At 68.7% G+C, this 11,172-nt stretch carries 10 protein-coding genes; 6 read left to right on the top strand and 4 right to left on the bottom strand.

Annotated elements, in window-relative coordinates; translation table 11 throughout:
- Positions 1–807: 807 nt before the first annotated feature.
- Positions 808–1,440 (top strand): VOC family protein, encoded by a 633-nt coding sequence (locus B0I29_RS33415; protein ID WP_111653110.1) that lies wholly within the window; start codon positions 808–810, stop codon positions 1,438–1,440.
- A 62-nt stretch (positions 1,441–1,502) separates the two neighbouring features.
- Here B0I29_RS33415 and aceB read toward each other — a convergent pair whose 3' ends face one another.
- Positions 1,503–3,128, bottom strand: coding sequence for a malate synthase A (gene aceB, locus B0I29_RS33410; RefSeq protein ID WP_111653109.1), 1,626 nt, complete (start codon positions 3,126–3,128; stop codon positions 1,503–1,505).
- 29 nt (positions 3,129–3,157) lie between these two features.
- Positions 3,158–4,444 (bottom strand): isocitrate lyase, encoded by a 1,287-nt coding sequence (gene aceA / locus B0I29_RS33405; protein WP_111653108.1) that lies wholly within the window; start codon positions 4,442–4,444, stop codon positions 3,158–3,160.
- A 139-nt stretch (positions 4,445–4,583) separates the two neighbouring features.
- On the opposite strand from aceA, the gene B0I29_RS33400 reads away from it, so the two are divergent.
- On the top strand, positions 4,584–6,044 hold the full coding sequence (locus B0I29_RS33400; RefSeq protein ID WP_111653107.1) for a helix-turn-helix domain-containing protein: 1,461 nt from the start codon (positions 4,584–4,586) through the stop codon (positions 6,042–6,044).
- Positions 6,045–6,876: 832 nt separating this feature from the next.
- On the opposite strand, the gene B0I29_RS33390 is transcribed toward B0I29_RS33400, so the two are convergent.
- Positions 6,877–7,179: a DUF1905 domain-containing protein gene (locus tag B0I29_RS33390; RefSeq protein WP_111653106.1), complete on the bottom strand. Its 303-nt coding sequence runs from the start codon at positions 7,177–7,179 to the stop codon at positions 6,877–6,879.
- Between the two features lie 139 nt (positions 7,180–7,318).
- Between B0I29_RS33390 and B0I29_RS33385 the strand changes: the two genes are divergently transcribed.
- From B0I29_RS33385 to B0I29_RS33375, 3 genes are read left to right on the top strand one after another with little or no spacing between them, the layout of a single operon-like run.
- Entirely contained in the window at positions 7,319–8,113 is a 795-nt protein-coding gene (locus B0I29_RS33385; protein ID WP_111653105.1) for a lytic polysaccharide monooxygenase, read from the top strand.
- Complete coding sequence (locus B0I29_RS33380; protein WP_245972940.1) at positions 8,098–8,661, top strand: DUF305 domain-containing protein; 564 nt, start codon at positions 8,098–8,100, stop codon at positions 8,659–8,661. Before B0I29_RS33385 ends, B0I29_RS33380 begins: the two co-directional genes overlap by 16 nt.
- A 42-nt stretch (positions 8,662–8,703) precedes the next feature.
- Entirely contained in the window at positions 8,704–9,228 is a 525-nt protein-coding gene (locus B0I29_RS33375) for a GNAT family N-acetyltransferase (protein ID WP_111653103.1), read from the top strand.
- On the opposite strand, the gene B0I29_RS33370 is transcribed toward B0I29_RS33375, so the two are convergent.
- Positions 9,210–10,112 (bottom strand): LysR family transcriptional regulator, encoded by a 903-nt coding sequence (locus tag B0I29_RS33370; protein ID WP_111653102.1) that lies wholly within the window; start codon positions 10,110–10,112, stop codon positions 9,210–9,212. The two genes, B0I29_RS33375 and B0I29_RS33370, sit on opposite strands and share 19 nt — an antisense overlap.
- Before the next feature lie 70 nt (positions 10,113–10,182).
- Between B0I29_RS33370 and B0I29_RS33365 the strand changes: the two genes are divergently transcribed.
- The gene (locus tag B0I29_RS33365; RefSeq protein ID WP_111653101.1) at positions 10,183–11,085 is read left to right on the top strand and encodes a DMT family transporter; all 903 of its coding nucleotides are present in this window, start codon (positions 10,183–10,185) and stop codon (positions 11,083–11,085) included.
- Positions 11,086–11,172: the final 87 nt, after the last annotated feature.

Genomic DNA, 11,172 nt, shown 5'->3' with positions numbered 1-11,172 from the left:
CCGTTGCCTCAAACGCTACATAGCACGCGAGATCTACCAAATCATCACCACCAACCACACCCCACCCACCACTTGACATCCATAGGAGCATCGGCTCGGCTTGTTCAGCGGCTCGGCTTGTTCGGCTGTCGGGCCCGGATTTTCGCCCGATGGAGCTGAAGGTGGCAGGGTGCGAGCGCTCCCACCGGTGCGTGTCGAGGTTGGGGGCGTGGCGAACCCTGAATCGACACACTCACCCTGATCCGCGCGTGGTTCCCGGCGGGTTGTGGTTCGGGACCAGGATCGCGGCGGGAGGCCGCGGGGCGGGCGCAGAGTCAGGGTCGTTCGGACGACGCTTCCAGCTGCGGAAACGACGGTCGACCAGCAGGGTCAGCCCTGAGCGCCGGCCGGTCGGAACTGGCTGTCGCTCACGGCCGCCATGCGTGACAGCCGGAAGCCGCGAGCGCAAGCCGGCGGGGGATTGGCTGGTGCTTATGGTCGCTATTTCGGCCTCCACGCGACCACAAGCGCAAGCCGGTCGGGACTGGCTGGCGCTTATGGTCGCCATACGTGACAGCTGGCAGCCCTGAGCGCAAGCCGGTCGGGGCTGGCTGGCGCTTGTGGTCGCCATGGAGTGCGGCTGGCAGCCGTGAGCGCCAGCCGGTTGGGGCTGGCTGGCGCTTGTGGTCGCCATGGCGTGCAGCTGGCAGCCCTGGGCGTCAGCCCGGCCGGAACCCGGAGCCCGGAGCCCGGAACCCGGGCCCGGAACCCGGAACCCGGGGCGGCGGCGTGGTCGCGGGGTGGGGGTCGGTGGGTCAGGATGGGGGTATGACGAAGCTGACGGCACGGGAGATCGTTGAGCGGGCTCCGGACGGCTGGGTCTATCTGCTCGGGGCATTGCACACCCGGCTGCGCACCGGGGACTTCGCCACCGGGCTGGCGCTGGTCAACGCCATCGGGGCGGCGGCCGAGGCCGCCGATCATCACCCTGACCTGGACCTGCGGTACACCTATGTCGACGTCACCCTGGTCAGCCACGATATCGGGGCGGTGAGCGGGCGGGACCTGCGCTTCGCGCGTACCGTCGCTGATCTTTGTGAAGAAGCGGGAGTCGCGCTGGAGCGCGAGGGGATCGCCAAGCTGGAGTTCGCTCTGGACAGCCCGGAAAGCGGGAAAATAGTACCATTCTGGGCGGCCGTTCTCCGGGGCGAAATAGGCACTGATGAAGTGAAAAATCCGGATCTGCCGACTCTCTGGTTTCAGCAGTCCGGCAATGACGAACCCCGGCAACGCTGGCATCCCGACCTCTGGGTCGACCCCTCCGAGGTGCAAGAACGCATCGACGCCGCGATCAAGGCCGGCGGCAGGCTGGTCAGCGACGCGGAGGCGCCGAGCTTCTGGGTCCTCGAAGATCCGGACGGCAACAAGGTGTGCCTGTGCACCTGGCAGGACCGCACATAACCACCAAAACAGACAGAGAGAGGCGGGGTGGCCCGAGCCACCCCGCCTCGCCCCTTACCGATCTAGGCCGCGACAGGAGCCTGATCGGTGACCGGAGCGACTGACCCGCCGGACAGGTGCCGTAGGTAGGCCGGCAGGGTCAGGAACTCCGGGCAAGTCCGCTCGGTGAGCAGAACGGTCAGCAGCGTCCGGGCCTGGCCGAAACACCGGGCCGCGTCCTCGTCCAGGGCGCCGGTCTCGCTGAGCACGTCCAGCTCCTCGCGGAGCATCCGGGTGACCAGGCCTGCCGTGACCGGCACGCCGTAGTCGGTGGGAGTACCCGTGGAGATCCACTGCCAGAGCTGGGCCCGGCAGATCTCCGCGGTGGCGGCGTCCTCCATGAGGCCGCCGAGGGCGACCGCGCCGCGGCCGCCGAGCCACGCCGCGATGTAGCGCAGCGCGACGCTGATGTTGGTACGCAGCGCGACCTCGCTGACCGTCACGTCCGACGACTTGATGTTCAGCAGGTCGGACGCGGTGACCCGGACGTCCTCACGCTTGCGCACGATCTGGTGCGGCTCGTCGCCGAGCCACTGGTCGAACACCTCGCGGCAGGTCTCGACGAGGCCGGGGTGCGCGACCCAGGAGCCGTCGAAGCCGTCGCCGACCTCGCGCCGCTTGTCCTGGCGGACCTGGTTGAGGGCCCGCTTCGCGGCGACCGGGTCACGGCTCGGGACGACAGCGGCCATCCCGCCGATCGCGTGGGCGCCGCGCTTGTGGCAGGACCGGACCAGCAGTTCGGTGTACGCCCGCATGAACGGCGTCGTCATGGTGACCTGCGACCGCTCCGGCAGAACCGCGTCCGGACGGTTCTTGATCATGCTGAACAGGTAGTCCCAGCGGCCCGCGTTCAGGCCGGCCGAGTGCTCCCGCAGCTCGTACAGGATTTCTTCCATCTCGAAGGCCGCGTTGATCGTCTCGATCAGGACGGTGGCCCGGATGGTGCCGCGCGGGATGCCGAGGTATTCCTGGGCGAAGACGAAGACGTCGTTCCAGAGGCGGGCCTCCAGGTGCGACTCCAGCTTCGGCAGGTAGAAGTACGGTCCGCTGCCCCGGTCGATCTGCTTCTGCCCGCAGTGGAACAGGTACATGCCGAAGTCGAAGAGCGAAGCGGAGACCGCACGGCCACCGATCCGCAGGTGGCATTCCGGCAGGTGCCAGCCGCGAGGCCGGACCATGATCGTCGGCAGGGTCGCGCCAATTTCATAGCGCTTGCCCTCGGACGACGTGAAGTTCAGTGTGCCGTCCAGCGCGTCGCGCAGGTTCAGCTGCCCGATGACCACGTTCTCCCAGGTAGGAGCAGTCGCGTCCTCGAAGTCGGCCATCCACACGCGAGCGCCCGAGTTCAGCGCGTTGATCGTCATCTTGCGTTCCGGCGGGCCGGTGATCTCGACGCGCCGGTCGGTGAGGTCCGGCGCGGCGGGAGCGACCTGCCATGACAGGTCGTCCCGCACGTGCTGGGTGGAGGTCAGGAAGTCCAGGTCGGTGGTCCGGGTGGCCCGGCGGCGCCGGCGGCGCTCCAGCAGCTGCACCCGGCGGGCGCCGAACTCGCGGTCGAGTGCCACGATGAACTCGACGCCCTCGGTGGTCAGGATCTCGGAGTAACGGCCGTCGGCCGTACCGGTGATGGTGATCTCTTCGGCGCCCATGGTTATCTTCCTGTCCCTTTACAGACTGGTCAGAACTGCTCGGCCTCGGTGGAACCCGACAGCGCGGTGGTGCTGCTGTCGGGGTTCAGAGCGGTGGAGACGGCGTCGAAGTAACCGGTGCCGACCTCGGCCTGGTGCTTGGTCGCGGTGTAACCGTCGGCCTCGGCCGCGAACTCGGCCTCCTGGAGCTTCACGTACGCGCTCATGCCGGTCTCGGCGTAACCGCGGGCCAGCTCGAACATCGAGTGGTTGAGCGCGTGGAAGCCGGCCAGGGTGACGAACTGGAACTTGTACCCCATCGCGCCGAGCTCCTTCTGGAAGCGGGCGATGGTGTCGTCGTCCAGGTTCTTCTTCCAGTTGAACGACGGCGAGCAGTTGTAGGAGAGCAGCTTGCCCGGGTGCTTGGCGTGCACGGCCTCGGCGAACTTGCGGGCGAAGTCGAGGTCCGGCTTACCGGTCTCGACCCACAGCATGTCCGCGTAGTCGGCGTACGCCACACCGCGGGCGATCGCCGCGTCGTCGCCCGGGGTGACCCGGAAGAAGCCCTCGGAGGTGCGCTCGCCGGTGACGAACGGCTGGTCGCGCTCGTCCACGTCGGTGGTGAGCAGGTCCGCGGCCAGAGCGTCGGTACGCGCGATGACCAGGGTCGGCACACCGGCGACGTCCGCGGCGAGGCGGGCGGCGTTGAGCGTACGGATGTGCTGCTGGGTCGGGATCAGCACCTTGCCGCCGAGGTGGCCGCACTTCTTCTCGCTGGCGAGCTGGTCCTCCCAGTGCACGCCCGCCGCGCCGGCCGCGATCATGGCCTTCATCAGCTCGAACGCGTTCAGCGGGCCACCGAAGCCGGCCTCGGCGTCGGCGACGATCGGGGCGAACCAGTCACGCTCGTACCGGCCGGCCGAGGTGTCGATCTGGTCGGCGCGGATCAGGGCGTTGTTGATCCGGCGGACCACGGCGGGCACCGAGTTGGCGGGGTAGAGCGACTGGTCGGGGTAGGTGTGTCCGGAGAGGTTCGCGTCCGCCGCGACCTGCCATCCGGAGAGGTAGATCGCCTTGAGGCCGGCGCGCACCATCTGGGTCGCCTGGCCGCCGCTCAGCGCGCCGAGCGCGTTGATGTAGTCCTCGGTGTTGAGCAGCTCCCAGAGGCGGGCGGCGCCGCGCTCGGCGAGGGTGTGCCGCTCCTGGAGGGTGCCCCGCAGCTTCACGACGTCCTGTGCGGTGTAGTCACGCTTGACGCCGGCCCACCGGGGGTCACTGGCCCATTCCCGAGTGAGGTCCTCTGCGGTACCGCCACGGTTTTCGGTCAGCTCGCTCATCAGAAAATCCCTTTCGTGCCCTGTCGCGTTCTCCGTACGTTCTTCCGTGTGGAAGAACTTCACTCTCGGGGATCGCACCACCCCTCTTGAAGGGTGTTTCCGTGGAAAGAAGTGAAGAAATTCTGTTAACGTCAAACCCGTGACCGCTTCACCTTCTTCTGAGCCCGCTGTTGATCTGGTGACGCTGGGCCAGCGTCTGCGCCATCTGCGCCGCACCAAGGGCATGACGCTCGACCAGCTCAGCGACGCTGTCGGCCGTGCACCGTCCCAGCTGTCGCTGATCGAGAACGGGAAACGGGAGCCGAAACTCTCCGTCCTGCAGGCCATTGCCGGGGCATTGGGCGTACCCATGCAGGATCTTTTGCGACCGGAGGCGCCGAGCCGGCGCGCCGGGCTCGAGATCGAGCTGGCCCATTTCCAGCAGAACCCCGCCTATCAGGCACTCGGCCTGCCTGCGGTGCGTGCCGGGCGGCGGCTGCCGGCGGACGCGCTGGAGTCGCTGATCGGGATGCACCGCGAGCTCAACCGGGTGCTCACCGAGCAGAGCGCGACCCCCGAGGTGGCCCGCCGGGCGAACGCGCAGCTGCGCGCCGAGATGCGCAAACGCAACAACTACTTCGCCGAGATCGAGCAGGCGGCGGCGAAGGTGCTGCAGTCGGTACGGCACACGACCGGCCCGCTGTCACAGCGCGGCATCCTCGACATCGCCGCACAGATCGGTTTCACGCTGCACTACGTGAACGACCTGCCGACGTCGACCCGCTCGGTGACCGACCTGAAAAATCGGCGAATCTTCCTTCCGCAGGTAGCCAGCGGCAAGGGCCACGACCCGCGCGCCGTGGTGCTGCAGACGCTCGGCCACTTCGTGCTCGGCCACAACGACCCCGCCGACTACGGCGACTTCCTGCGCCAGCGCGTCGAGGTCAACTACTTCGCGGCCGCGCTGCTCATGCCGGAGAAGTTCGCCGCCGACTTCCTCGCCGAGGCGAAAGCCGACCGTGCCCTGGCTATCGACGACTTCCGCGACGCGTTCGGCGTCTCCTACGAGACAGCGGCGCACCGCTTCACCAACCTGGCGACCCACCACTTCGGCATTCCGGTGCATTTCGCCCGGGTGCACGAGAGCGGCATCGTCTACAAAGCCTATGAGAACGACAACGTCCGCTTCCCGTCCGACGTGACCGGCGCGATCGAGGGCCAGCCGGTCTGCCGCAAATGGGCGTCCCGCACGGTGTTCGAGGCCGACGACCCGTACTCGTCGTTCTACCAGTTCACCGACACCCGTGCCGGGACATACTGGTGCACAGTTCACGTGGAGTCGACGTCGTCCGGCCTCTTCTCGGTGACGGTCGGGACGCCTTATGAGCACGCCCGCTGGTTCCGCGGCGGTGACGTCACCGGCCGCACGGTCTCGAACTGCCCCGACCCGGACTGCTGCCGCCGCCCACCGGTCTCGCTCGTCGATCGCTGGGCCGGCAACGCGTGGCCGAGCGCCCGCGTCCACTCCCACCTGCTGGCGGCGCTGCCACCGGGCACATTCCCGGGCGTCGACAACCGCGACGTCTACGACTTCCTCGAGCGCAGAGCTTTCGGTTCTTAATAAGATCAACTTCTGGTCGCAGCGGGGTGGTGGGTGCGGACCGCTGCTCCCGCCGAGGGCGCGCCACCGGCCGCTGGCCGCTACGCGTCCAAACCGCGCCCAGCCACCGCGCGACCTGCGTAAGGGGTTGCGCCCTTTCTCCTGTCACCCCAGTTTCCACCCCAGGCACCAGCCACCCTCCCGGAGAGCGCCCGGGCTGACCGGCAGACCGGTAGGTCGGCAGGTCGGCAGGTCGGCTGATCGGCGGGTCGGCAGGTCGGCTGATCGGCAGGCCGCAGCCGTTGACGCCACCCCGAGCCAGCCGGCCGGGCCGGCTGTCGCGTATGGCTGCCGGCTGTACGCGAGGGTGACCGTGGTGTTCAGCCGGCAGGGGCTGGGCGTGCCAAGGGCCGGGGTCGATCGTGATACCGGGAGCCAGCGAAGTCCGGCACGGCCAGCGCGAGGGACGCGGTCGCACGCAACGGCGCAGGTGGACTTGGTCAGGCGCGACGGCGCGGCCGGCGTGGATGGAGTCGCACGGAAGGCTCGGTCCGCATGGGTGAGGTCGCACGCAACGCTTCGGTGCGATTTCATCCACGCCAGGACCGGGACAGGAGCTCACGGCCGCACTCGGTGCGGCCTGATCACCGCTACCGGCCTCCTGCGTGTGCTCGCGTCTCGCCCGCTGGCCCGCCCGGCCCGCTGGCCCGCCCGGCCCGCTGGCCCGCCCGGCCCGCTGGCCCGCCCGGCCCGAATGCTCAACGGGCGTCGCTGGACTGTGGGCCCGGTCGGCTGTCACGTATGGCTGCCGGCTGTACGTCGCGGCGGCCGTGGTGTTCGGCTGGTAGCGGGGTCAGAGGTCTAGCAGCTCGACACTCACCGCGGCTGTGTCGCCTGCGTCGAGGGACTCGGCCTTGCGGATCGCGCGCTTGATCGGGAGCACGTAAGCGCCCCGCGCGGAATCCGGGAAGATCGACGTTGTCCAGGTGCTGCCGCCGATGGCCGCTCGCACGCGCAGGGAGCCGAACCCGCGCCGCACCCCGCCGGCCACATCGCGGAGGAGCGCGGAACTGTCGGCCGGCAGGCTCACGAACGTCCAGGTCTCGTCGCGGCGCGCGTCCCAGATCCACAACTCCGCTGAAAACTCCACTCGCACCCGCGCAGCATGCCACGCCGGTACGACAAAACCTGAGGAACCCGGCAGGACCCTAAAGAATCCTTAACACTCTTTACTGTTAACCGTACTTAATTTACGTTGATGAACATCCCCGCACCTCCTACATGGGAGTTTCTGGATGCAACGTAAGTTCGCTCTGCCCGCGCTGACCGTCGCGGCTGTCACCGGATCCCTCTTCGTGGCCGTCTCCCCGGCGTCCGCGCACGGCTACATCTCGTCCCCGCCCAGCCGGCAGGCCAACTGCGCGAGCGGCGCGGTCGCCGGCTGTGGGGACATCGTCTACGAACCGCAGAGCGTCGAGGCTCCGCAGGGTTCCATGCAGTGCAACGGAGGCGGCAGCCGTTTCACTGTGCTCAACGACAGCGCGAAGTCCTGGCCGGCCACCACGGTCGGCACCAGCGTCACCTTCAACTGGGTGATCACGGCGCGGCACGCGACCGCGACGTGGGAGTACTTCATCGGCAACACCAAGGTGGCGTCGTTCAACGACAACGGCGCGCAGCCGGGTGCCACCAAGTCACACACGGTGAGCTTCGCCGGTTACTCCGGCCGGCAGACCGTGCTGGCCCGGTGGAACGTCAAGGACACGATCAACGCGTTCTACTCGTGTGTGGACCTGAACTTCGGCGGCACCACCACGAACCCGACGCCGACACCCACCACGACGTCGAGCCCGACGCCGTCACCGACGGTCACGAGCAGCCCGACGGTCAGCCCGACCGCGAGCCCGACCGCGACGCCGACCCCGACGAGCACCAGCACGTCCGGGACGACGACGTGGGCGGCCGGGACGTCGTACAAGGTCGGCGACCGGGTGACGTACAACGGCGTGACCTACTCGTGCCGGCAGGCTCACACCGCGCTCAGCGGATGGGAGCCCCCGTACGTCGCGGCCCTGTGGGCGGCGGTCTAGCAGGAAAGGGCGGCCCGGTTCGCCGGGCCGCCCTGGCCTTCCTGCTGCTCACGCTGCTGGTCACCGGCTGCGCCGCCGACCCGGCGCACAACGAGACCGACGTGATGTTCCTGCAGATGGGACTGGCGCAGATCGCCGAGGGTGATCAGGTCGCGGTCGTCGCGGAGCAGTCCGCGGTCAACCCCGGCGTTCGTACGCTCGCCGCCGAGCTGCGTGGTCAATGGCAGTCCGAATCGGCCACGATGCGGGGCTGGCTGACCGATTGGGATCAGCCGGAGACCGCGGCGAAGGCGACCGGGCTGCACGCCGGGCACGGCGACCTGCACGCGCTCCAGCCGGGCGACATCGACGGGCTGCGCGCCGCGAAGGGCTCGGACTTCGATCGGATCGCGGTCGCACTGCTGCTCGGGAACCTGCACAACACCATGGAGACCTTGCGGATGGCGACGGCCGGTAGCGCGTACCCAAAGGTCAAGAGCTTGGCCGAGACGATGACCGCGACCAGGCAGGGCCAGATCCAGCGCCTGCTGGCGCTGGCCGCCGGTTGAAAACCGACAGTCAAAATCAGACAGCATGGGTACGGTCGGAGCATGCCCGAACTGATCACACCGACGGTGCGCCTGCACGAGGCCTGGCTGGAGTCCCGCGACGAGTGGGGTGTCGGTGTGCACCAGCCGGGTTCCGGGCTGCGGCTGACCGACGATCCGGAGACGCACGCCGGGTTCGCGGCCTGGACGCGCCGGCTGGTCAGCGAGGAGGACCCGGCGGTGACCCCGGAGGCGGGCTGGGTGAACTGCTCCTATCGCTGGGTCGTCGAGGGTGACCGGATGCTCGGCGCGATCTCGCTGCGGCACGTGCTCAACGACTTCCTGCTGAACGCGGGCGGCCACATCGGCTATGGGATCCGGCCCACGGCGCGGCGGCGGGGCCTCGCGAGTTTCGCGGTGACCGAGATGCTGACGCTGGCCGGCAAGCTCGGCATCGACCGCGTGATGATCAGCTGTGACGTGGAGAACGAGGGTTCGGCGCGGACCATCGAGCGCAACGGCGGGGTCCTGGAGGACATCCGGGTCACCCACCTCGGCACCGTGAAACGTTACTGGATCACGCTCTGATAGGTGTTCGCCTGGAGCAGCCGGACGACCTCGGCGACCAGCGGGTCGGTGGTGCGGCGGCGGGGTGTGGCGATGCCGACGAACCGGCACGGGCCGGGCGGGGCGAGCCGGATCGCGGTGAGGCCGCTGCGGTCGGCGGTGAGCGCCACCTCAGGGATCATGCTGATCCCGACGCCGGCCCGGACCAGCGACTGCGCGAACTGGTAATCGGTGCCCCGGCATGAGGTGCGCACCTCGAACCCGGCCATCGCGGCGTAATGGTCGAGCATGTCGCCGACCACGAGGCAGCCGTGCACCCAGCGCTCGGCGGCCAGCTCGGCGATGGTGATCGAGGTGCGCTCGGCAAGACTGTGTCCCGCCGGGAAGACGATCCACATCGGGTCCTCCAGCAGCGGGGTCCAGACCAGGCCCGGCAGCGACGGCGGGGGACCGTCGAAGTGGTAGGACAACGCCATGTCGGCGGCGCCGGAGCGGACCAGGCCGAGGCTGTCCTCCGGCTCGCTCTCGATCACGGAGAGCTCGACGCCGGGGTGCTCCGCGGTGAACCGGGTCAGCGCCGGCGGCAACAGTCGCTGCCCGCCGCTGGTGAACGTGGCGACGGTGAGCCGCTCGGTGCGCGCCGCGGCGAGCCGCTCGATCTCACGCTGGGCGCAGAGCAGCTCGGCGGCGATCGACTCGGCGGTGGTGACCAGGACCTTGCCGGCCTCGGTCAGCTCCACCCCACGGGTGCTGCGCCGGACGACGGGTGTGCCGACGGTCCGCTCCAGAGCGCTGATCTGCTGGGAGATCGCGGACGGGGTGAGCCGCAGCTCAGCGGCGGCGCGGTTGAAGCTGCCGTGCCGCGCGACCTCGGACAGCACCTGGAGGCGACGAGCGTCGATCATCAGTTTTCCTTAAAACGCCAACAGCAAGTTGTCACTACCGCTAATCACCGTACGCCGTGAGGCTGAAGAGGTGAATCGTCTCGCCTGGTTGCTCTTCGCTCTCGTCTCCGTTCTCTGGGGCATCCCCTACTTCCTCATCAAGATCGCGATCGTTGACCTGTCGCCGGTCTTCGTGGTCGCCGGGCGCACCGCGATCGCGGCGGCCGTGCTGATCCCGATCGCGCTGGCACGCGGCACGCTCGGGGCGCTGCGCGGGAAGCTGCCGGTGGTGGCGCTGATCGCGATGGTGCACATCGTCGTGCCGTTCACCCTCATCACGTACGGCGAGCAGCACATCTCGTCGTCGCTGACCGGCATCCTGATCGCTATCGAGCCGGTCGCGATCGCGCTGCTGTTGTCGCGTACCGAACCGCTCACGCCGATCCGGGTGGCCGGCTTGGTGATCGGCTTCGCCGGCGTCGTGGTGCTGGTCGGCCTGGACGTCTCCGGTGACCGGTACGGCCTGCTCGGCGCCGGGATGGTCCTGGCCGCCGCGATCAGTTACGCGGTCGCCATGATGCTGGTGCAGCGCAAGGCCGCGGACATCCCGCCGGAGGCGCTGACCGTCGGCACCACGGTCATCACCACGGTGGTGCTGCTGCCGTTCGCCCTGATGAACCTGCCGTCCGGCCCGGCCGGCGCCGATTCCTGGGGAGCGCTCGTGGCCCTCGGTGTGCTCTGCACCGCCCTGGCCCTGCTCGTCTTCTACCGCCTGATCGTCCTGGCGGGGTCCAACCGGGCCGGGCTGGTCACCTATGTCAACCCGGTGGTGGCCCTGCTGCTCGGCGTGGTCCTGCTGAACGAGGAGATCGGCGTCGCGACGATCGCCGGGTTCGCGCTCATCGTGATCGGCTGCTGGTTCTCCACCCGACCGGCGTCCCCGCAGGTCACCGACCCGGACCGGAAGGTTCTTCACCTTGTTGATCAAGATTGACAGGTGATTCTCAGCGCTGGGACAGCGTGTGCACCTCGGCTGCACAGGCTCGTTGCGAAACCTCTTCCCTGTCATCAAGATCGCAGG

Source organism: Actinoplanes lutulentus, assembly GCF_003259845.1.
Taxonomy (GTDB): Bacteria; Actinomycetota; Actinomycetes; order Mycobacteriales; family Micromonosporaceae; genus Actinoplanes; species Actinoplanes lutulentus.
Note: the sequence above shows the minus strand (reverse complement) of the source record. Positions and strands in the feature narration are given on the sequence as shown.

Bases quoted from the DNA above. Each gene is read 5' to 3' on its own strand.
- B0I29_RS33370 (WP_111653102.1), bottom strand. From the start codon at position 10,112: ATGATCGACGCTCGTCGCCTCCAGGTGCTGTCCGAGGTCGCGCGGCAC.
- B0I29_RS33375 (WP_111653103.1), top strand. From the start codon at position 8,704: ATGCCCGAACTGATCACACCGACGGTGCGCCTGCACGAGGCCTGGCTG.
- B0I29_RS33415 (WP_111653110.1), top strand. From the start codon at position 808: ATGACGAAGCTGACGGCACGGGAGATCGTTGAGCGGGCTCCGGACGGC.
- aceA (WP_111653108.1), bottom strand. From the start codon at position 4,444: ATGAGCGAGCTGACCGAAAACCGTGGCGGTACCGCAGAGGACCTCACT.
- B0I29_RS33385 (WP_111653105.1), top strand. From the start codon at position 7,319: ATGCAACGTAAGTTCGCTCTGCCCGCGCTGACCGTCGCGGCTGTCACC.
- aceB (WP_111653109.1), bottom strand. From the start codon at position 3,128: ATGGGCGCCGAAGAGATCACCATCACCGGTACGGCCGACGGCCGTTAC.